This is a genomic window from Micromonospora sp. NPDC049089, from assembly GCF_040648775.1.
In the GTDB taxonomy this organism is placed as follows: Bacteria; Actinomycetota; Actinomycetes; order Mycobacteriales; family Micromonosporaceae; genus Micromonospora.
Map to the genome: position 1 here is coordinate 1 of NZ_JBEZEH010000079.1, position 20290 is coordinate 20290.

Below are 20290 nucleotides of genomic sequence, written 5' to 3' on the forward strand. Positions count from 1 at the left end.
TCTTGCAGTTTCTGTTGCCGATTCGCGAGGGACGCCCCCTTGTGTCACCGCAGAAAGTGCAAGATCGCGGGCGGCGGGGCGGGGCGGGGGAGCAGGGGCGGGGCGGGGTTAGGGGGTTGCTCTGAGGGTTTCGTCGCCGGCGAGGCGGCCCGTTTCGCGGTCGCGGCTCAGCACGCCGGCGTCGAGCAGGGTGGTGAGGGCGCGGTTGGCGTCGGCGGCACGGTAGACGGTCGCGGTGAGGGTGTGCCGGCGTAGCTCGGTGACCTGCCGTGGCCCGCCCGCCCGCAGCTCGGCCAGCAACTCGTGGGCCAGCGGTTCGAGGTCGGGGTCGTTAACCACGTCGACAGTCGTGCCGGTCGGGTCGAGTGGGTCGCGGAAGCGTACGTCGAACTGCGCGCCGACCGCCCAGAGCGCGTCGCGCACCGCCTCCAGACTCCGGTCGGAGCGGCTGCCGAACGCGACAACACCGGCAGCCTCCCCGTCGGGCAGCACCGGCGCCACCTCGGCGACCAGGGGAAAGCCGGCGGAGGCGAGCACGTCTCGGGCGCTGTCGCCGGTGTGCAGCAGCAGCTCACCGGTCCGGCCGTTGGCTGCGGCGGTGAGCACCTTCGGCGTCACCGCGCCGGGCAGGTCCACGAAGGAGAACAGCGGCGCGCCGGCCGCCCCGGCGGCCTTCACCGCGACCGGCAGCCGGTAGGCGTCGCCGGGCAGCAGGTGCACGGTGACCTCGGCGGGCAGCTCCGCCTCGATCGGGCCGAGCCGGGTCGGCAGCTCCGGCGCGCCGTCGGCCAGCACCAGCACCGTCACCTGCCGGCCGCGCACCTGGTCGCCGTGTCCGCCGACCAACCGGAGCGCGGCCTCGGCGGCTGCCGCGTCGACCCCGGCGAGCGCGACGGTGGCCCGCCGGGAGCGGTGCAGGGCCGCGGGCAGCCAGGTCGTCAACTGGCGGACCAGCAGCTCGCGGAGGAAATCAGTGGTCCGGTCGGTCGGCATCGGTCCGTTCTACCCTACGAGCGGTCAGACCGGGACGGAGATCCCCACCCCGCCCCGGGTCTGCCCGCCGTAACGCTGCCGCTCGGCGTTCAGGTCGAGCCGACCGATCTGCTTGCGGGCGGCCAGAGCGGTGTCGTCGAGCAGGTCGGCCGGGATCAGCCAGACCACCTCGAACTCCAGGCCGTCCGGGTCCTTGCCGTAGAGGCTCTTCGTCGTGCCGTGGTCCGAGGTGCCGGCCAGTGCGCCGGCCGCGGCGAGCCGCTCGGCGGTGGCGGCCAGCTCGTCGAGCGTGTCCACCTCCCAGGCGAGGTGGTAGAGGCCGACGGTGGACCGACCGGCGGTGGACCGACCGGCGCCGGCGCCGATCTCGAAGAGCCCGAGGTCGTGGTCGTTGGTGGAGTCGGGGGCCTGGAGGAAGGTGGCGCCCCGGAAGCCGTCCGGGGTCATCGCCACCGGGCGGAAGCCCAGCACGTCGCTGTAGAACGCGACGCTGCGGGCGAGGTCACTGACGTAGAGGACCGCGTGGTTGAGCCGGTGGATACCCATGACCCGAGAGTAGCGCGATTTAGTTGAGCCTTCAACTATCGGGGGTATGATGGCGGTCATGACCCGCTGGTTGGACCCCGACGAGCAGCGCACCTGGCGCGCGTACCTCACCGCCTCCCGGGTGCTGATGGACACTCTCGACCGCGAGCTGCAACGCGACGCGGGCATGCCGCACGCGTACTACGAGATCCTGGTCCAGCTCTCCGAGGCCCCCGGTCGTCAACTGCGCATGAGCCAGTTGGCGCAGGCCGCGGGGTCGTCCCGCAGTCGGCTCTCGCACGCCGTGGCCCGGCTGGAGGCCGCCGGCTGGGTGCGCCGCGAGGACTGCCCCACCGACCGGCGCGGGCAGATCGCGCTGCTCACCGACGAGGGTTTCGCCACCCTCGCGGCCGCCGCACCAGGCCATGTCGAGGGGGTACGCCGACACCTGTTCGACGCGTTGAGCCCCGCCCAGGTCGATCAGCTACGCCGGATCAGCGAGACCCTGGCCGAGCATATGACCGGATCCTGACCAATCGACACCGGCGCGGGTCTTGTACTTACCGTCGTCGGATGAGCACGATGGGGCGTGTCTTCCGGCTTCGGTGAACTGACTGATCAGGCGCACCACCTCGTGTCCTCCGGCGATCTTGCCGGCGCACAGCAACTGCTGTCCGACGCGCTCACCGACGCCGACCCCCGCCCGGCCAACGCCACGCCCGAGCTGGCCGAGGCGGCCAGCCTTCAGGCGCGGGTGCTGATCGCCCTCGGCGAGCCGCACTCGGCCCGGGGGTGGGCCGCCTTCGCGTACGCGGCCACCACCCGCCTGCACGGCCGCGCCGACCCGCGCACGGTGGCTGCGGCGGCGACTCTGGCCGCTGTGCTGCACCGGGTCGGCAGCCACTCCCGGGCGGCGCGGCTCTACCAGGAAGTCATCATCGAGCTGACCGCACAGGACGGCCCGGAGTCACTGCGGGTGCTCGCCGCGCACGCCGACCTGGCCACCGTCGAATACGCGCGGGGCCAGTGCACTGTGGCCCGCGACCGCCTCCAGGACGCCTGGGAGTTGCACCGCGAGGTGTACGGCGACGGCCACCCCAGCGGCATCAAGATGCTGGCGCGGCTCGGAGCCATGCAGCGCGACTGCGGGCAGTTCGCCGAGGCACACGACAACCTGGCGCTCGCCCGCGAGCTGTGCCGGCAGCACCTGCCCGCCGACGACCCGCTGGCCACCCAGGTGGCGGCCCTGGCCCGGGCGGCGGCCAATCCCGACCACGCCTGCGCCGACAACCCGCCAACAGCTCGGGACACTCCGGTCGTGCCGGCCGCCCGCGTCCCACCGCCCGACGACGGGCCAGCCGAATCCGGCTACCACTCGCAGGCAGCCGCGGCCCACCACGCCGGAGCGGTGCCGAACCCCCGGCTGCCCTCCGACGAGGCGGTCGGATCGATGGGCAGCAGGTGGTCGCCCGAACCGGCGGACGACCCCTCGCCCCACCCCACCGACCCGTCGGTGCCCCCGTCGGTGGTCGGGTTGGCCGGCGGCACGGAGGAGCAGCCCGGGGTGTACCGGCTGCACCGCACCGCCGACCCGTACGGGTCGCACGCCCTGAACCCGCCGTCCGACCAGAACCCGCCGTCCGACCCGTACGCCCGGCCCGACCCGTACGCGCAGGTCGAGCCGTACACGCCGTCGCGGCTGTTGCCGGTGCCCGTGCACCGCGCGCCGCCGGAGCAGCGCAACCGGCTGGTACCGGTGCTGGTGGCCGGTGTGGTCGTGGTGCTCCTCGGTGCGGCAGCGGTGATCGCCGGGGTGGCCCGGGTCGACGGCGACGACGAACCGACCCCGCCGCCGGCCAGCGCCTCCCCCACGGCCGGCGCCCCGGCAAGCACCGCGCCCGCCCCGGGCGGCACGGCACCCACGTCGGCTGCCGCCGCGGCCCCGCCCGGCACTCCACCCAGCGCGGTGACCCTGCGCGACACCCGGGACAGCATCGCGCTGAACTGGACCTACCCGGCTGGCGGCGAGGGTCCGGTGGTCATCGCGGGCGGTCGCACCGGCCAGGCCCACAACATCTTCGCGACGCTGCCCGCCGGCACCACCAGCTTCGTCATCTACGCGCTCAACCGCACGAACGACTTCTGCTTCACCGTCGCGGTCGCCTGGTCCACCGACACCGTGGCCCGTTCCAAGCAGGTCTGCACCCGCCGCCGCTGACCCGCCAGCCTCTGCCCCGCCAGCTACGCCCCGCAGACCTCACTCAGTGTGGGCTACCCGTTGGCGGGCCCGCCGTGACACGCCGTCACACCCGACGCCCCGCCCACAACTCCGGCCCAGGCTTTGCTCTGCTTACCTATACGCACCACTTGGGATGAGCAGCTGAAACGTCGCGACTGCCGCTACAACACGCGTCGGCGATGATCACGTTGCGTAGCTGTCGCATCCGCGGGTGCAGAGCAAAGGGGCATCGGTGGGCGGTTGGGGGAAGGACGCAGTCACGGACCGTCTACCTTTGGCCGTCCTCGGCTGGCAACGCTGGCAGCAGCAGGCACACCCGCAGGCCTCGCTGCTCCGGCGCGTCGGTCAGGGTGATGCTGCCGCCCGCGCGTCGGACCAGCTCCCGGACAATGGCCAGCCCCAGGCCAGCGCCCCCGTCGTCGCGGGCCCGTCCGTCATCCAGCCGGGTGAACCGGTCGAAGACCCGCTCCCGGTCCGCCACCGCGATCCCCGGGCCGTCGTCGGTCACCGTCACCAGGTGGTACGCCCCGACGCCCGGCCCGAGCCCCGCCCCCGCCGTCGACATCGCCCCGGCCGTCGACATCGCGCCGGCCATCGACATCGCCTCGCCCAGCGACGTCGCCTCGGCCGCGAGCACGACGCTGCCGTGCGCGTGCCGTACCGCGTTGTCGACCAGGTTGGCCAGCACGCGACGCAACTCCTCGACCGTGCCGATCGTCCAGAGCGGGCCCGTCGGCGGCTTCACCCGCACCGGCGGCGACGGGTAGCGGGCGGCAACCTCGGTCAGCAACGCGCCCAGCTCCACCGGGCCGGTCCCCCGGGTCGGCGGAGTCTCGTCCAGGCGGGCCAGCAGCAGGAGATCGTCGACCAGGCGGCTCAACCGCTCGGTGTCGGCGAGCAGATTGGCCGTCACCGCCGTCCAGTCCGTCCGGTCGGCGAGGTGCTGGGCCACCTCCAGCTCCGTCCGGATGTTGGTCAACGGGCTGCGCAGCTCGTGCGCGGCGTCGGAGACGAAGGCCCGCTGCCGGACGCGGGCGGACTCCAGCCGGCCCAGCATGCCGTTGAGGGTGACCGCCAGACGGTGGATTTCGTCGGCCGACGCCGGCACCGGCAGCCGGCCGGCGCCGGCCCTCCCGGTGATCTCCTCGGCACCTCGACGTAACGCCTCGACCGGCCGCAGGGTCGCCCCCACCACCCGCCACGCCACCCCGGCCAGCACGGCCACCAGCAGCGGGAACGCCACCAGCAGGATGGTCCGGACCACGTGGGTGCTGTGCCGCACGTCGGCCATCGAGCGGGCGACCAGCACAGTGAGCGGGTCGGCCGCGGTGCCGGCGGGTACGGCGACCACCCGGACCGGGCCGACGAGCCCGACCCGCTCGGCCGGCACCTCAAGCCGCTGCCGACCGTCGCGGTTCAGCCGCTCCGGGCGGACCATCGGCACCAGACGGTCGGCGTCGATCGAGGCCGCCCGGATCCGTCCCTGCCCGTCGACGACCTGCACGCGGACCTGTCCGCCGGCCACCGGCAGCGGGTCGGGCAGCGCGTCCTCGGCGGCGAGCAGGGCGACCGCGTCGGCGGTGCGGAACGCCTCGGTGTCGACAGTGCGCTGGAGCACGAAGCCGAGCGCGCCGAGCAACACCACCCCGCCCACGGCCAGCCCGATGGTGAGACCGACCACACCGATCGCCATGAGTCGCCCGCGCAGTCCGAGGACCGGCATCCAGCCGGGCCTGACCCGACGGGTGGTGGCCGGGCCGTCGGCGGTCACGTCGCCAGCCGGTAGCCGGCACCCCGGACCGTCTCCAGCCGGTCCCGGCCGAGCTTGCGGCGCAGGTAGCCGACGTACACCTCGACGGCGTTCGGCGCGGTCTCCAGGCTGGCGTCCCAGACGTGGTCCAACAACTCGACCTTGGAGACGACCTGGCCCGGCCGGCGCATCAGGTAATCCAGCAACGCGAACTCCCGCGCGGTCAGCGCCACCTCGGTGTCCGCCCGGGTCACCCGTCGGCGGGCCGGATCCAACCGCAGGTCACCGACGGCGAGGACGGTCGGGCGCTCCGGCGCGCCCCGACGCAGCAGGGCCCGGAGCCGGGCCAGCAGCACCACGTACGAGAAGGGTTTGGTCAGGTAATCGTCGGCGCCGCAGTCGAGGCCGTCGGCCTGGTCGTACTCGCCGTCCTTGGCGGAGAGCATCAGCACCGGAAGCCAGTGCTGTTCCGCGCGCAGCCGCCGGACCAGCTCGTACCCGGAAAGGCCGGGCAGCATCACGTCGAGGATCATGGCGTCGTACCCGCCGTGCCGGGCCGCGTCCAGGCCCGCCGGGCCGGTCGTCGCCACGTCCACCGCGAACCCCTCCGCCTGGAGACCCCGTTGCAGGGCAGCCGCCAACCGGGCCTCGTCCTCCACCACCAGCACCCGCACAGCTCAAGGGTGCCACCCGGGTCAATCGGAGCGGTTCGGTGTCCTCAGCGCGTTCACAGCACGGACGAGGCAAGATGGCCGCAGGAGGTGCCACCATGTCCGTCCTGAGAAGCCGTCCCGTCCTTCGCTGGCTGGTTCCGGCCACCGCGGCCGTCGCCGTCATCGGCGGTGGCGCGGCGATCGGCACGTTCGCCGCCGAGGCCGAGCCGAGCCTGCCGCCCCGAACCGCCGCTCAGCTCCTGGTCGACCTGCAGACATCCCGGCTGGAGGGGTTGTCCGGGACCGTCGTGCAACGCGCCGACCTCGGCCTGCCGTCCCTCGTCGGGCTGGTTCCCGGCAACGAGCTGACCACCCTGCTGACCGGCACCCACACCCTGCGCGTCTGGTATTCCGGGCCGGACAAGCAGCGGGTCGCGCTGATGGACACGCTGGGCGAGCAGGACATCATCCGCAACGGCCAGGACCTGTGGACGTGGCAGAGCCGCAGCAACACCGCCACCCACCGCACGCTGGGCGGCGACGCCGGAGCCTGGAAGCCCGCGCCGGAACCGGCAGCGAGCCTGCCGTCCACCCCGCAGCAGGCCGCCGACCTGGCGTTGAACGCGATCGACCCGAGCACCGAGGTCAGCGTGGGCCGGTCGGCGACCGTCGCCGGACAGGACGCGTACGAGTTGGTGCTCCAGCCGCGCGACCAGGCCTCCCTGGTGCACCAGCTGCGGATCGCCATCGACGCCAAGCAGCACGTGCCGCTGCGCTTCGAGGTGCTCGCGAAGGGCAGCGACCGGCCGGCGTTCGAGGTGGCCTTCACCCAGGTCGACTACCGCCGCCCGGACGCCGACCAGTTCCGCTTCAACCCGCCGCCCGGCGTGACTGTCGACGAGGAGAAGGCCGAGCGCCCGACGGGCAAGCCCGGTCACGTCGAGCCGGCGGATGACCCGCAGGTCCGCGCTGTGGGCGACGGCTGGACGACAGTGCTGGTCGGCCGCCTCGACGGGGCCGATGCCGACCGGAAGCCCGCCCCGAAGCAGGCAACTCCCCCGGCCGGAGCCGGGCCGGACCTGGACATGTCGAAGCTGCTCGGCGGGTTGCCGGCGGTCAGTGGTGATTGGGGCAGCGGTCGGCTCCTCACCAGCAAGCTGTTCAGCGTGCTGCTCACCGACGACGGCCGGGTGCTCGCCGGAGCGGTGACCCCGGAGCGGCTCTACGAGGCCGCGCGCGGCTGATCTCCGCGGTGATCGCGCCGGGTCGACCTCACGGTCGGCCCGGCGCTTCGCTGTGGATCAGCCCGGGTCAGGAGACGCCGAGGGCGCTGAGATACGCGTCGGCGAGGACCGCGTGGCCGGGCAGGTACGGGTGGACCCGGTCGTCGGCCCAACGCGTCGCCGGACTCACCGCCAGCACCCGGTCGAACGCCGCCTGGTTGGGCACGTGCACCGCGTCGAACTCGGTCGCCAGCCCCGCCATGACCGCCGCGTACCGGTCGGTGTCAGCGCGCTGCGGGACGCTCCGGTCGGGCTCGATGAAGAACGGGTCACCGAGGATCAGTCGGCAGCCGGTCGCGTCGACCGCCCGACGCAGCAGGTCGCGCAGCGTGCGCTCGTACTCCTCGATGCCGACTGCCTCATCCGGCCGGTCACCGTAGTGCCGCCAGATGTCGTTGATGCCGATCAGCACCGCGAGCCAGTCGGGGCGCTCGGCGATGGCGTCGTCGTCCCAGCGGGCGGCCAGGTCCCGCACCGTGTCGCCGCCCACACCCCGGTTGACCCATTCCAGCTCCAACTCCGGGTGCCGCGCGTCGACCAGGGCCCGCACGAGACTCACATATCCGCTGCCGTAGGGCGCGGCGACGTCACGTCGACCACAATCGGTGATGCTGTCCCCGATGAAGACCACCCGTTGGCCGGTCCGCAGGATCATCTGCCGTCACCTCGCGATCACCGGCGCGCCGGACCGCCCGGCTTGGTGAGAACCGGCGGAACGCGCTATCTTCAACAGTTCGAAGGCACAAAAAAGAACGGCTAAAAGCCGTTCCTGCAAAGGATTCTAATCTTTAGGGAGACGGCTTGTCAAGGCACTCCGGCGGTTCCGGCGAATTGCCGCTCGACGACGAGATCGGTCGCGAGCAGGAGTACGTCTCGATGCTCTACAACCGGCTGGACCAACTGCGTCAGCAGGCCGCCCACCGGCTCACCGCCGAGCTGCACAACACCGGCGGCACCCTCCAGGACCGCTCGCAGCGCGACAGCTCGGTAGCGATGTACGCCGATCAGGTCGAACAGTTCTCCGCCGTGGAGAACGGGCTCTGCTTCGGCCGTCTCGACGGCGACGACGACTCCCGCCGCTACATCGGCCGGATCGGCATCTTCGACACCAGTGGTGACTACGATCCGCTGCTGATGGACTGGCGGGCACCCGCCGCCCGGCCGTTCTACCTCGCCACCGCCGCGAACCCGCAGGGCGTACGCCGTCGCCGGCACCTGCGTACCCGGCAGCGCAAGGTGACCGGGCTCAACGACGAGGTGCTCGACATCGACACCGCCTCCCCCGGCGCCCACGAGGAGCTGACCGGTGAGGCGTCGCTGCTCGCCGCGCTCAACGCGGGCCGTACCGGCCGGATGCGCGACATCGTCGAGACCATCCAGGCCGAGCAGGACGAGGTCATCCGCGCGGAACTTCCGGGCGTGATGGTGGTCCAGGGCGGCCCCGGCACCGGCAAGACCGCTGTCGCGCTGCACCGGGCGGCGTACCTGCTCTACACGCACCGGCGGGAACTCTCCAGCCGTGGCGTGCTGCTGGTCGGCCCGAACGCGACCTTCCTGCGCTACATCTCCCAGGTGCTGCCGACGCTGGCCGAGACCGGCGTGCTGCTGCGTACCCAGGGTGATCTCTTTCCCGGGGTGAGCGCCCAACGGACCGAGCCGGCCGAGACCGCGGCGCTCAAGGGCCGGGCGGTGCTGGCCGAGGTGTTGGCGCTGGCCGTACGGGATCGGCAGTGGGTGCCGGACGAGCCGCTGGAAATCGAGGTCGAGCGGGAGACGCTGACCCTCGACCCGGAGATCGTGCGCGCGGCCCGGGATCGGGTCCGCCGCGTCGACCGACCGCACAACCTGGCCCGCGCGCTGTTCGACGTGGAGATCGTGCACGCGCTCGCCGACCAGGTGGCCGAGCGGATCGGCGCCGACCCGCTCGGCGGGGACAACCTCCTCGACGAGGCGGACCGCGCCGAGATCCGGCGCGAGCTGCGCGAGGAGACGGAGATCCAGGCCGCCCTGGACCGGCTGTGGCCGGTGCTCACCCCGCAGCAACTGCTCGCCGACCTGTACGCCGACCCGGACCGGATCGCCGCCGCCGCGCCGATGCTCAGCGAGGACGAGCGGGCGCTGCTGCGCCGCGAGCGCGGTGGCTGGACGCCGGCCGACGTCCCGCTGCTGGACGAGGCCGCCGAACTGCTCGGCGAGGACGAACGCGCCGCCGCCGCCCGGCGGGACCGCATCCGGATGATGGAACGGGAGTACGCGGAGGGCGTGCTCGAGATCGCCAAGGGTTCCCGCTCGATCGACGTCGAGGACGAGGCCGAGGGCGGTGAGATCCTCGGCGTGACCGACCTGATCGACGCGGATCGACTGTTGGAGCGGCAGGAGGAGGCCGACCGGCTGACCACCGCGCAGCGCGCCGCCGCCGACCGCACCTGGGCGTTCGGCCACGTGATCGTGGACGAGGCGCAGGAGCTCTCGCCGATGGCCTGGCGGCTGTTGATGCGCCGCTGCCCGAGCCGGTCGATGACGATCGTCGGCGATGTGGCACAGACCGGCGCGCTGAGCGGCACGCCATCGTGGGCGGACGCCCTCGCCCCGTACGTCGAGCAGCGGTGGCGGCTCACCGAGCTGACGGTCAGCTACCGCACTCCGGCCGAGATCATGGCGGTCGCCGCCGACGTACTGGCCGAGATCGACCCGGCACTGCGTCCGCCGCGCTCGGTGCGGAAGAGCGGCGTACCGCCGTGGGACCGGGCGGTCCCCGACGGTCGGTTGGCGGCGGAGTTGGTCGCCGAGGCCACCCGGGAGGCGGCCGGGCTCAGCGAGGGGCGGCTCGGGGTGCTCGTGCCGGCCGGCCTGGTGGGTGAGTTGGGTGCGGCGGTGACCGCCGCCCTGCCGGAGGCTGCCGTCGGCGAGCATCCGGAGCTGGAGAGCCGCGTGGTGGTGTTGACAGTCGCCCAGGCCAAGGGGTTGGAGTTCGACTCGGTGCTGGTGGTCGACCCGGACCGGATGGTGGCCGAGTCCCCCCGCGGACGCAGCGACCTCTACGTGGCCCTGACCCGCGCCACCCAACGCCTAGGAGTCCTCCGCCCAACCCCAACCCGCTGAGTCGATCATGAGGTTGACGTGGACTGTGATCTTCCACAGCCACGTCAACCTCATGATCACGCCGCCAAGGGGGGCGGTGGGTCGGTGGGGTTAGTCGGTTGATTTGTCTCTGATGGACTTTGCTGGGGCGGTCGCCGACGTTGACTGGTCGCTGGTGCCGCCGCCCATCGGGGTGCTCAGGCCGCCGGTCGTGGCATCGCCGGTGGTGGTCGGTGCGACAGTGCCCGGGTGTCGCTCCGGTTGCCGGGCCACCCGCCGTACGCTCGCCGGCCCGGCAGTGCCACCGGTGGTGGTCACCGCGCCCTGCCCACCGACGGGGCCACCGTCGCGCAGCACCTGTGGGTCGATCCGTTCCTTCGCCGGGTCGAACGGGTCATCGCGCTGGATCTGACTCTCCACATCGGTGCGGGGCACCGTCACCTCGTCGTGGGCGCCCTTGCCGTACACACCGCCGGCGATCCGATCCTCGGCCTCGCGGGCGGCGTCCTGCCGCATGTCGTCCTCACGCACGTCCATCACCTCGCAGAAGCTGTGGAACTGACTGCGTGCCCGACCATCGGCCGACCAAACCCGGCGTGACCGGGAGGTCGTCCACGGCGGTTCACCGTCACGCCGTCCGCTGGCCGCCTGCCCGCAGCCCGAGATGTCCATGCTGTCCCGCGACCGGTGGGAGATGCCCGCCGGCAGGAGGGGATGACAGCGTGCGCACAGTACGCCGTACCGCCGTCGCTGCGCTGGTGGCCGCGACAGTGACGACCGGGCTCGCGGTGCCCGCTCAGGCGAAGCCACGACCGGACCGGACATTCGACGTGCAGGCCCACCGGGGCGGCCTCGGGCTGCGGGTGGAGAACACCCTCGCCTCCTTCGGCAACGCCCTCCAGCTCGGGGTGAGCACCCTCGAACTGGACGTGCAGATCACCGAGGACGGTCAGGCCGTGGTCACCCACGACCGGAAGGTCACCGGCACCAAGTGCGTCGACACCGCTCCGGTGACGCCCGGCGACCCGGAGTTCCCGTACGTCGGGAAGTACATCAACACGCTCAGCCTGGCCCAGGTGCGTTCGCTCGACTGCGGGTCGAAGACGCTGTCGGACAAGCCCGGTCAGGTCGCCGTCCCCGGTGCCCGGATGCCGCTGCTGCGTGAGGTCTTCGCGCTGGTCAACCGCTACCGGGCCAAGGACGTGACGCTCAACGTCGAGACCAAGGTCGAGGCCGGCGCGCCGACCGAGACCGCCCCCCGCGAACAGTTCGTCCGGGTCACCGCGGGCGAGATCCGCGCCGCCGGGCTGCTCAAGCAGGTCACCATTCAGAGCTTCGACTGGGGCGCGCTGATGCGCATGCGTCAGGTCGAGCCGAAGCTGCCGCTGGTCGCGCTGACCAACTACGACTTCCTCCAGACCGGTCAGCCGGGCGCGTCGCCGTGGCTGGGCGGGCTGGACATCGACGACTTCGGCGGCGATCCGATCGAGGCGATCCGCAGCTTCGGCGCCAGCGCCTTCTCGCCGGTGCACGGCATGCCGCAGAACGGCACTGTCACCGACCCGGGCTACAAGCCGTACGTCACGAAGGAGATGGTCGCCCAGGCGCACCGCTACGGGATCAAGGTGATCCCGTGGACGGTCGACGACGTGCCGACCATGACCAAGCTGATTGACGACGGTGTGGACGGTCTCATCACCGACTACCCGGACCGGTTGCGGGGCGTGCTGGCCCAGCGCGGTTACCGGCTGCCGAAGGCGTACGCCGCGCCGTTCGACATCCAGGCGCACCGGGGCGGTCGGGCCACCCGGCCGGAGAACACCCTGCCGGCGTTCGCGAACGCGCTGTCCAACCGGGCCATCTCCACGCTGGAGCTGGACACCAACGTGACGGCCGACGGAAAGCTCGTGGTGCTGCACGACCGCACCGTCAACGGGTCGCACTGCGTCGACACCAAGCCGGTGCGCCGCGGTGACCCGAAGTTCCCGTACGTGGGCAAGCCGGTGCACGAGTTGACAGTGGCACAGCTCAAGACCGTGGACTGCGGCACGAAGACGCTGCCCGAACTGCCCGCCCAGGTGCCGGCTCCCGGTGCCCGGATCCCGACCCTCGACGAGGTTTTCGCCCTGGTGAAGGCGAGTGGCCGCACCGACATCGGCATGAACATCGAGACGAAGATCAGCCCGGTGGTGAACGACACCGAGCCGTACCGCAGCTTCACCCGCAAGCTCGTCGACGCGATCCAGCGGGCCGGCTTCACCAGCCGGGCCACCATCCAGTCGTTCGACTGGCGCACCATCACGTACGCCCGTCAGCTCGACGGGCGGATCGGCACCGTCGGCCTGGTCTGGCAGTACGGCCCGGCCGAGTGCGCGACCCTCGCCGACGAGTGCTCGCTGGAGGCGGTCTACGGCAACCCGTCGGTGAAGAGCCCCTGGACCGGTGGGCTGGACTGGTGGAAGTACCAGGACCTCGGCAAGCTGACCCGGGCCGCGGGCGCTGGCACGGTCTCCGCCAACTGGCAGGTGCACGACCCGAAGCAGGGCACTGTCGCCTCGGCCGACTGGTACCTGCGGGAGAACCCGGCATACTTCCACGGACCGGACGTCCGGACCCTTCAGACGCGCGACAAGCTGAAGGTGATCCCGTACACCGTCGATGACGCCACCGTGATGCAGCGGGTCATCGACCTGGGCGTCGACGGCATTATCACCGACGACCCGGGCCTTCTGGTGAGCGTGGCGATGCGCAACGGCCTGCGCTGACCTGCCGACCACCCGATCGCCGGCCGGATTTTCCGGCCGGCGATCGGTGTTACCTGCTCCGGGGCCTCGGGTAGTCGGGGGTTGTCCCCGCCACGAAAGCGAACCGTGCCGTGGCCGAAACGCGGTAGCGGGGCGAGGGAATGCAGGTACGACTCATCGCATCCTGAGGAGGACCAGATGAGCACGCAGGCTGCTTCCACCCGGCCGATGAACCGGCCCATGAACGACCCGCAGAACCCCGCTCAGATGCGGGACATGCAGACCCAGCAGATGCCGGTGATGCATGACGGGCGCCGCAACGACATGCAGGCACCCGGTACGGAGACAAAGCAGGCGTTCAAGACCACCGAGTTCTGGATCTACCTGATCGCGGTGGCCGCCGTACTGGGCGCGTCGCAGGTCGTCGGGCAGAACTCCGCTGGGGTGGACATCTTCCGGGCCGACAACGCCTGGTTCCTGATCACCCTGCTGACGCTTGGCTACCTCGGTAGCCGAGGCCTGGCCAAGGCCGGCAGCAACCACCGCAGCAGCGAGGAGCGCAAGGCCCGGCACTGATCGGCCTTAGCTCACAGTGGCCTCCGGGAGACTCTCCCGGAGGCCACTGTCGTCGTGCGTGGACTCGTTACTCGTCGCCGCCGAAGTCGCCGAAGTCGCCCTCGAACGCGTCCTCCATCATCTCGCCGGCGATCATGCCGCCGGCGACACCGAGCGCCGCGCCGGCCACCACGCCACCCACGCCCATCCCGCCGCGGCCGTGACCGCGCCCGTGGCCTGGGCCGTATCCGTGGCTCGGGCCGTACTGGGAGCGCAGGCTGCCGTAGCGGGACGTGGTCTCGCGCAGCCAGCCGTCGACGACCTGCGCCCAGTCCACCCGGTCAGCGTCGGTGTGCGCCACCTGGTAGCGGCCGAACGCGTCGTGCCCGGCGCTGAGGAACCCACCGCGCTTGTCGCACTCCAGGATGACCTCCACACCGCGCTGGCTGGTCACGAAGGTCAGCTCGACCTCGTTGATGGTGCTCGCGTACTGCGGGGAGGCGAAGAACTCGATCTCCTGGTAGAACGGCAGCGTCTGCTGCACGCCCCGGATGTGCCCACGCTCCAGGTCGGCGTGCTTGAACCGGAAGCCGAGCCGCTGGAACGCCTCCAGGATCCGCTCGTGCACCGGCAGCGGGTGCACCGCCACCTGGTCCAGGTCGCTCTTGTCCACGGCGCGGGCGATCGCCAACTCGGTGCGCAGACCCATTGTCATGCCGTGCAGGCGCTGGCCGTACACGTCGGTGATCGGGGTCTCCCACGGCACCGGCAGCTGGAACGGGATCGAGAGCTGCTGCTTCGGGGCGAGCTGGAGCGCACCGCTGACCGCCATGCGGTGAAACTCCATGATGCCCGCGTACTCGGTGTCGTGTCCCTCGACCTCGACGCGGGTGACCAGGCCGATCACCACCTGCTCGATGGCTGCCTCAGCGTCGCCGCCGACGAGGTTGACCTGCCCGTCGAGGGTCAGGCCGGGCCGGGTGTTGGGGTTGGTCAGCACGGTGTCCACGCTGGGACCGCCCACACCGAACGCGCTCAACATCTTCTTGAAGACCATCGGAACTCCTGTGCGACGCCGACCGCTCCAGGTTGGAGTCGGACGTTGACTCGAACGGCACCCTATCCGGCACCCCTGTGAGGTGGCTGTGAAGCGCGTCCCGCTGGCGGCGCTCGATGTCCGCCTTCCGTTCAGCCCCGGCGGAGAGCGGATGCCAATTGGTGAGCCTTTAGAGCTGATGTCGCAAACGAATCAGCCGCTCGACCACCCGCCAGCCACCCGCCAGCCACCCGCGAGCCCGGCTGCCACCCGGCTTGCCCCGCCACCCACCCGCCCGTCGATCAAGAGGTTTCCGTCAACAATCACGTGCAGAATGACGCAAACCTCTTGATCACCAGATAGGTCGACTCGGCTTCCTGGAAAGCGGGGTGTCCTGGCAACCGGGTTGCCCCGGTTTGCAGGAAGCCGAGTCGATCAGGGTTGGGTGCGGGCGAACGCGCCGTCCTTCACCTCGGCGACGAACGCGGTCCATCGGTCGGCGCTGTAGACGAGGGTTGCCGCCGCGCGATCCTTGCTGTCGCGCACCGCCACCCGACCAGACCCGTCCAGCACCGGACCGGCCTCGACACAGCTACCACCGTTGCTGTCACTCTTGCTGCTGATGTGCCAGGCGACATCGGGAATGCTCTCGTTCATGACAATTCCTCCGCGATGCTCGTGATCAACTTCGTTGATTCGCTCTCGGTGAGCGCTGAGTCCAGCAGACGACCATAGGCATGAACAAAGCGCTCAGCCTTCGGCCACTCCAGGTAGAGCCGCCCTCCCAGAGACTCCACGTAGGCCACCGCAGGATACGGCTCCGGCAGACGGAATATCCAGAACGTGCCGTCGAGCCCCTGATGCAGTGCCGCGTCGAACGGCATGACTCTGATTGCCACGTTGCTCATTCGCTGCGCCTGCGCCAGGTGGTGTAGTTGTCGCCCCCGTACCTCCGGCCCACCGACCATCCGACGCAGCGCACCCTCGTCGATCACCGCCGAAATCCTGAGTGGTCGTCGTCGTCTCAGGACCGCTTGACGGCTCATCCGAAGTTCCACCCAGCGATTGATCGTGCCTTCGGTAACTCCCGGTTCTGCTGCGTTACGAATCAAGGCCTCGGCGTACTCGCGGGTTTGAAGCAGCCCTGGAACCAATGTGAGGTGGAAGCAGCAGACCTGCTCCGCGCGACCCTCCAACCAGGGATATTCGATGAAGGAGGCGTCCACGACGTCGCCGTAGTCCTCGTCCCACCGGTCGGTGCGCCACACCTCCTCGGCAAGCGCCAGGAGGCGGGCCCGCTCTGTTGCGTGGTGGAACCCGTAGAGATCCAGCAGCGCGATCACATCACCCTTGCGAATCGGCCAGTCCGCGCGTTCGTACCGACCGAGCGCGGACATGTCTCGTTGCAGATGCTCGGCGACCAACTTGAGCGTCATCCCCCGCTCCTCCCGCAGGGTCCGCAATCGCTGACCCAGCCACTGCGCACGCAAGGTTCGGATGAACGGCTTGTGCGGCATGATCCACCTCTCAAATATGTTGGCGACGCCCACGCAGGAACCATTGCTCCAGCTCCGAGCCACTGGAAATGTGGCCTTCGGGTGAGGGTGATCACCGGCCCCCGGGGACGCCCGGTGCAAACACGGCAACCGCGGCTGTGCCAACAGCCGAGAAGGTGACGAGAGACGGCCTCGCGAGTGGCATCCGCATACCGGCTCTCGTCGGGTCTCAACTAGAGCGTCGGGATGTGCGAATCCCGGCTCCGAACCGACTTGAACGAATAACTACCACGGCAAAGGGCCCTTCGCGACCCTGACCCGCCCATTGGTCGACGACGCGCGAGGTGATGAATGACCAGAGGGTCGATCTACGACGGCACGCTCCACGGCAGCACCCGGCTGGCTCGGCTGCACCCGAGCCAGGTCCGCGACCGGCACTTCACCGTCGTCGGTTTCGGCCGGCGAGGCCTGGACCCCGGGGAGGTACGACGGTTCCTGCACCGCGTCGCGCTCGACCTTGCGACGTTGCACCACGATGTCGCTCGGCTCAGCGAGGAGAACGCCCGGATAAAGCGGGCGCTGCGCGACTGGCAGAGCGCCTGGTCCGAGCGGGGTCAGCCGTGAGCCCGGGCTGGGAGCATCAGTACAGCGGGCTCTTCACGCCGTTGCCGCGGTTCGCCGTCGAGACGTACCCGCAGAGGCCTCGGCATGTGATCCACCTGCCGGTGGCGGTCACCGACCTGGCCGAGGCACTGGACCTGGCGCGGACGCTGGCCCGTTCGCTGGCCTCCATGCCGCAGGTCGACCTCGGCGGCACCACCGTCTCGGCCGAGGACGCGCAGCACGTACGACATTGGGTCTTCTGCGACCGGCTCATGCCCGGTCGCCGCCGCTGCGCGCGGCAGGCCGACCACGTCGGCGTCTGCCTCCCCGACGAGGACCCCTAGATCGCGGAAGCACAGCGCGGTCCGGTCGTCAGCCCGGTTCGACGATCACCAACTCGCCGACCTGCTCGCCGATCGTGGTGCGGGCCTCGGGCGGCAGCCCACGGTCGGTGATCAGCACGTCGGCGGCCTCCAGTGGGGCGATGGTGGCGATGCCGATCGTCTCCCACTTGGTGTGGTCGGCGAGCACCACGAGTCGACGGGCGGCACCGATGAGACACCTGTTGACCCCGGCCTCCAGCAGGTTGGGTGTGGTGAAGCCGGTTCGTGGGCTGAGGCCGTGCACACCGAGGAAGAGCAGGTCGACGTTGAGCGCGCTGATCGCCGCCTCGGCCACCGGCCCGGTCAGCGCGTCCGACGGGGTACGGATGCCACCTGTCAGCACGACGGTCTGGTCGGCGCGCGGGTCCTGGTAGAGCGCGTCGGCCACCGGGATCGAGTTCGTCACCACTGTCAACCCGCGTACGTCGGAGAGGAGCGTGGCCAGCGCGGCGGTGGTGGTGCCCGCGGAGAGCGCGATGGCCATTCCCGGCTCCACCATCGTCGCCGCCCGCTCGGCGATGGCCCGCTTCTCCGCCTGTTGGCGGATCGACTTCGCGGCGAAGCCGGGTTCCTCGGCCGAGCCGGGTCCGGCGAGGGTCGCACCGCCGTGCACCTTGTCCACCAGGCCCCGGTCGGCCAACACCTCCAAGTCGCGTCGGATCGTCATGTCGGAGACGCCGAACCGACTGACCAGGTGACTCACCCGTACCCCGCCGCGTTGGCGGATCAGATCGAGGATGGCGGTCTGCCGTTGTTGGGCGAGCAACTCAGGGAACCTCCTTCACAGCGAAGGCATCGGCCCGGTCCTCACGGACGACCGCCACCTCACCGGCCGGCAGTGCCAGCTCACCGGCGCAGTATCCCCCGGTCAACAGCTCGACGCCGCGCGCCGGTAGGCGTACCTCGGTGTCGGTGTGGTTGATCGCGAACAGCCAGGTCCGGTCGGCGTCGCGGCGGCGGACCACCTCGACGCCCGAGGGTGCCGACGCCGCCGGGCGGACGTCGGCCTCCGCGAGCAGCCGCGCCACCAACCGGTCGGTGGCCGGATCGTCCAGCCGGGTGCCGACGTACCAGGCGGCGCCGTCGCCCACCCGGTGCCGGGTCAGCGCCGGCACGCCCGGCAAGGGCCCATCGGTGTACGAGGCGAGCACGTCGGCGCCGTCCGGGTGCACCCACTCGGTCCACACGTCGGCAGTGCTGCCGTCGTCCAACTGGACCTGCTCACCCGCACGCAGCGGGAAGAACTCCTCGGTCCGGACGCCGAGCAGCTCCCGGAACGCGCCCGGGTAGCCGCCCAGCCGGATGTGGTCGTCGGCGTCGACGATGCCGCTGAAGTAGGTGACCGCCGCCGTGCCACCGGCCTCGACAAAGCGGTGCAACGCGGCGACGTCGGCGTCCCGGACCAGGTAGAGGGTCGGCACCAGGACCAGCCGGTAGCCGTTGAGGTCGGTCGACGGGTGGACGATGTCGGCCGTCACACCGGCACGCCAGAGCGAGCCGTGGAGGGCGTTCAGCCGGTCGGCGTAGGTGACGTCGGCGCTGGGGTGCGAATCCAGCTCGACGCCCCACCACGCCTCCCAGTCGAACAGGATCGCCACGTCGGCGTCCACCCGGCTGCCGCGCACCTCCGCGAGGGCCTTGAGGTCCGCGCCGAGCTGGCAGACCTCGCGGAACACCTTGGTCTCCGGCCCGGCGTGCGGGACCAGCGCGGAGTGGAACTTCTCCGCCCCGGCCCGGGAGGCGCGCCACTGGAAGAAGAGCACCCCGTCGGCACCGCGGGCGACGTGCGCGAGGCTGTTGCGGCGCATCTGCCCGGGCAGCTTGGCAACGTTGCGGGGCTGCCAGTTGACCGCGCTGGTGGAGTGCTCCATCAACAGCCACGGGTCGCCGCCGGCGACGCCCCGGGTGTGATCGGCGGCGAGCGCCAGCCCGAGGTGCGCCTGCGGGTCGGCGGCGGTCAGGTAGTGGTCGTTGGAGACGAGGTCCACGTCGGACGCCCAGGAGTGGTAGTCCATGTGTTTGATGCCGAGGCCGATCATGAAGTTGGTGGTGATCGGCTGCCGGACCAGCGTCTGCAACACCTTCCGCTCGGCGCGCAGCTGGGCGCGCTGCTCGTCGGAGGAGAACCGCAGGAAGTCCAGTTGCTGCGTCGGGTTGGCGAAGGTCGGCGCGACACGCGGCGGGTTGATCTCGGCCCAGTCGCCGTAGCGCTGGCTCCAGAACACGGTGCCCCAGGCGTCGTTGAGCCGGTCCAGGTCGCCGTAGCGCTCGCACAACCAGCCGCGGAACGCCTCGGCGCTGACGTCGCAGTAGCAGTGCACGTTGTGGCAGCCCAGTTCGTTGGAGACGTGCCACATGACCACGGCGGGATGCTCGGCGTACCGGCCGGCCACCGCGCGCACCAACTCCAGCGACCGCTCGCGGAACACGGGTGAACTGGGGCAGTACGCCTGCCGTCCGCCCGGCCAGAGGATCGCGCCGTCGGCCCGGCGGGGCAGCGTCTCCGGGTGCGCGCGGGCCAACCACGGCGGCGGGCTGGCCGTGGCGGTGGCCAGGTCGACCTGAATGCCACCGTCGTGCAGCAGATCCAGCACCCGGTCCAGCCAGCCGAACTCGAACCGCCCCGGGGTGGGCTCCAGCAACGCCCAGGAGAAGATGCCGACGGAGACCAGGTTGACCCCGGCCTGGCGCATCAGCTCGACGTCCTCGGACCAGGTTTCCTCGGGCCACTGCTCGGGGTTGTAGTCGCCGCCGAAATAGATGCCGTCACCCTGCCAACGTCGCATGACAGCTGAGGGTGCACCCGCTGGTCCAGCGAAGTCAACAGGTTCCAACATCGAGCTTCTTTCCAACGTTTGCCGGGTAACAGCCGGATCACGACTGGGTTATCAGAGGCGAACTGCCCTCTTGACAGGGCCCGACCGCAGGGTAGCTTGAGGCCCCAATGGC

At 70.9% G+C, this 20290-nt stretch carries 19 protein-coding genes; 8 read left to right on the forward strand and 11 right to left on the reverse strand.

All coding sequences use genetic code 11. The annotated features are described in order from the left end of the window. Positions 1-108: 108 nt before the first annotated feature. Together AB0B48_RS15740 and AB0B48_RS15745 are read right to left on the reverse strand one after the other, a co-directional pair. Positions 109-993, reverse strand: coding sequence for a hypothetical protein (locus AB0B48_RS15740; RefSeq protein ID WP_357201479.1), 885 nt, complete (start codon positions 991-993; stop codon positions 109-111). A gap of 24 nt (positions 994-1017) precedes the next feature. Beyond that, positions 1018-1539, reverse strand: coding sequence for a VOC family protein (locus AB0B48_RS15745; protein WP_357201482.1), 522 nt, complete (start codon positions 1537-1539; stop codon positions 1018-1020). 49 nt (positions 1540-1588) lie between these two features. On the opposite strand from AB0B48_RS15745, the gene AB0B48_RS15750 reads away from it, so the two are divergent. Then, positions 1589-2050 carry a MarR family transcriptional regulator gene (locus AB0B48_RS15750; RefSeq protein ID WP_357201485.1) on the forward strand — a complete coding sequence of 154 codons (462 nt, stop codon included), beginning with the start codon at positions 1589-1591 and terminating at the stop codon, positions 2048-2050. 57 nt (positions 2051-2107) lie between these two features. Then, positions 2108-3736 carry a tetratricopeptide repeat protein gene (locus tag AB0B48_RS15755; protein WP_357201488.1) on the forward strand — a complete coding sequence of 543 codons (1629 nt, stop codon included), beginning with the start codon at positions 2108-2110 and terminating at the stop codon, positions 3734-3736. A 289-nt stretch (positions 3737-4025) separates the two neighbouring features. Here AB0B48_RS15755 and AB0B48_RS15760 read toward each other — a convergent pair whose 3' ends face one another. Further along, on the reverse strand, positions 4026-5450 hold the full coding sequence (locus AB0B48_RS15760; protein ID WP_357201534.1) for an ATP-binding protein: 1425 nt from the start codon (positions 5448-5450) through the stop codon (positions 4026-4028). Between the two features lie 74 nt (positions 5451-5524). After that, the gene (locus AB0B48_RS15765) at positions 5525-6181 is read right to left on the reverse strand and encodes a response regulator transcription factor (RefSeq protein ID WP_355007020.1); all 657 of its coding nucleotides are present in this window, start codon (positions 6179-6181) and stop codon (positions 5525-5527) included. A gap of 95 nt (positions 6182-6276) precedes the next feature. Between AB0B48_RS15765 and AB0B48_RS15770 the strand changes: the two genes are divergently transcribed. Beyond that, positions 6277-7404 (forward strand): hypothetical protein, encoded by a 1128-nt coding sequence (locus AB0B48_RS15770; protein ID WP_357201491.1) that lies wholly within the window; start codon positions 6277-6279, stop codon positions 7402-7404. A gap of 67 nt (positions 7405-7471) precedes the next feature. Here AB0B48_RS15770 and AB0B48_RS15775 read toward each other — a convergent pair whose 3' ends face one another. After that, positions 7472-8098, reverse strand: a complete 627-nt coding sequence (locus tag AB0B48_RS15775) for an SGNH/GDSL hydrolase family protein (protein ID WP_357201494.1) — start codon at positions 8096-8098, stop codon at positions 7472-7474. Positions 8099-8244: 146 nt separating this feature from the next. On the opposite strand from AB0B48_RS15775, the gene AB0B48_RS15780 reads away from it, so the two are divergent. Further along, on the forward strand, positions 8245-10545 hold the full coding sequence (locus tag AB0B48_RS15780; protein ID WP_357201497.1) for an ATP-binding domain-containing protein: 2301 nt from the start codon (positions 8245-8247) through the stop codon (positions 10543-10545). Positions 10546-10635: 90 nt separating this feature from the next. On the opposite strand, the gene AB0B48_RS15785 is transcribed toward AB0B48_RS15780, so the two are convergent. Further along, the gene (locus tag AB0B48_RS15785) at positions 10636-11055 is read right to left on the reverse strand and encodes a hypothetical protein (RefSeq protein ID WP_357201500.1); all 420 of its coding nucleotides are present in this window, start codon (positions 11053-11055) and stop codon (positions 10636-10638) included. A 191-nt stretch (positions 11056-11246) separates the two neighbouring features. On the opposite strand from AB0B48_RS15785, the gene AB0B48_RS15790 reads away from it, so the two are divergent. Further along, entirely contained in the window at positions 11247-13289 is a 2043-nt protein-coding gene (locus tag AB0B48_RS15790) for a glycerophosphodiester phosphodiesterase family protein (protein WP_357201503.1), read from the forward strand. A gap of 177 nt (positions 13290-13466) precedes the next feature. Beyond that, positions 13467-13844: a hypothetical protein gene (locus tag AB0B48_RS15795; protein WP_145784774.1), complete on the forward strand. Its 378-nt coding sequence runs from the start codon at positions 13467-13469 to the stop codon at positions 13842-13844. 67 nt (positions 13845-13911) lie between these two features. On the opposite strand, the gene AB0B48_RS15800 is transcribed toward AB0B48_RS15795, so the two are convergent. The 3 genes from AB0B48_RS15800 to AB0B48_RS15810 all read right to left on the reverse strand — a co-directional run bounded on the left by AB0B48_RS15800 (position 13912) and on the right by AB0B48_RS15810 (position 16376). Next, positions 13912-14880: a sporulation protein gene (locus tag AB0B48_RS15800; RefSeq protein WP_357201507.1), complete on the reverse strand. Its 969-nt coding sequence runs from the start codon at positions 14878-14880 to the stop codon at positions 13912-13914. A 414-nt stretch (positions 14881-15294) separates the two neighbouring features. Then, entirely contained in the window at positions 15295-15516 is a 222-nt protein-coding gene (locus AB0B48_RS15805; protein WP_355007027.1) for a DUF397 domain-containing protein, read from the reverse strand. Continuing rightward, a complete protein-coding gene (locus tag AB0B48_RS15810; protein WP_357201512.1) occupies positions 15513-16376 on the reverse strand; it encodes a helix-turn-helix transcriptional regulator in 864 nt (287 codons plus the stop codon). The genes AB0B48_RS15805 and AB0B48_RS15810 overlap by 4 nt, the downstream gene beginning before the upstream one ends. A 330-nt stretch (positions 16377-16706) precedes the next feature. On the opposite strand from AB0B48_RS15810, the gene AB0B48_RS15815 reads away from it, so the two are divergent. Further along, positions 16707-16979, forward strand: coding sequence for a DivIVA domain-containing protein (locus AB0B48_RS15815; RefSeq protein WP_357201515.1), 273 nt, complete (start codon positions 16707-16709; stop codon positions 16977-16979). Between the two features lie 86 nt (positions 16980-17065). Next, positions 17066-17302, forward strand: coding sequence for a hypothetical protein (locus AB0B48_RS15820; protein WP_357201537.1), 237 nt, complete (start codon positions 17066-17068; stop codon positions 17300-17302). A 28-nt stretch (positions 17303-17330) separates the two neighbouring features. Here AB0B48_RS15820 and AB0B48_RS15825 read toward each other — a convergent pair whose 3' ends face one another. Both AB0B48_RS15825 and AB0B48_RS15830 read right to left on the reverse strand, forming a co-directional pair. Then, a complete protein-coding gene (locus tag AB0B48_RS15825; RefSeq protein WP_357201518.1) occupies positions 17331-18107 on the reverse strand; it encodes a DeoR/GlpR family DNA-binding transcription regulator in 777 nt (258 codons plus the stop codon). A gap of 1 nt (position 18108) precedes the next feature. Beyond that, the gene (locus AB0B48_RS15830) at positions 18109-20127 is read right to left on the reverse strand and encodes a beta-galactosidase (protein ID WP_357201521.1); all 2019 of its coding nucleotides are present in this window, start codon (positions 20125-20127) and stop codon (positions 18109-18111) included. Positions 20128-20290 lie beyond the last annotated feature (163 nt).

Bases quoted from the DNA above. Each gene is read 5' to 3' on its own strand.
- AB0B48_RS15740 (WP_357201479.1), bottom strand. From the start codon at position 993: ATGCCGACCGACCGGACCACTGATTTCCTCCGCGAGCTGCTGGTCCGC.
- AB0B48_RS15795 (WP_145784774.1), top strand. From the start codon at position 13,467: ATGAGCACGCAGGCTGCTTCCACCCGGCCGATGAACCGGCCCATGAAC.
- AB0B48_RS15775 (WP_357201494.1), bottom strand. From the start codon at position 8,098: ATGATCCTGCGGACCGGCCAACGGGTGGTCTTCATCGGGGACAGCATC.
- AB0B48_RS15770 (WP_357201491.1), top strand. From the start codon at position 6,277: ATGTCCGTCCTGAGAAGCCGTCCCGTCCTTCGCTGGCTGGTTCCGGCC.
- AB0B48_RS15750 (WP_357201485.1), top strand. From the start codon at position 1,589: ATGGCGGTCATGACCCGCTGGTTGGACCCCGACGAGCAGCGCACCTGG.
- AB0B48_RS15760 (WP_357201534.1), bottom strand. From the start codon at position 5,450: ATGGCGATCGGTGTGGTCGGTCTCACCATCGGGCTGGCCGTGGGCGGG.
- AB0B48_RS15815 (WP_357201515.1), top strand. From the start codon at position 16,707: ATGACCAGAGGGTCGATCTACGACGGCACGCTCCACGGCAGCACCCGG.
- AB0B48_RS15745 (WP_357201482.1), bottom strand. From the start codon at position 1,539: ATGGGTATCCACCGGCTCAACCACGCGGTCCTCTACGTCAGTGACCTC.
- AB0B48_RS15805 (WP_355007027.1), bottom strand. From the start codon at position 15,516: ATGAACGAGAGCATTCCCGATGTCGCCTGGCACATCAGCAGCAAGAGT.
- AB0B48_RS15800 (WP_357201507.1), bottom strand. From the start codon at position 14,880: ATGGTCTTCAAGAAGATGTTGAGCGCGTTCGGTGTGGGCGGTCCCAGC.
- AB0B48_RS15810 (WP_357201512.1), bottom strand. From the start codon at position 16,376: ATGCCGCACAAGCCGTTCATCCGAACCTTGCGTGCGCAGTGGCTGGGT.
- AB0B48_RS15830 (WP_357201521.1), bottom strand. From the start codon at position 20,127: ATGCGACGTTGGCAGGGTGACGGCATCTATTTCGGCGGCGACTACAAC.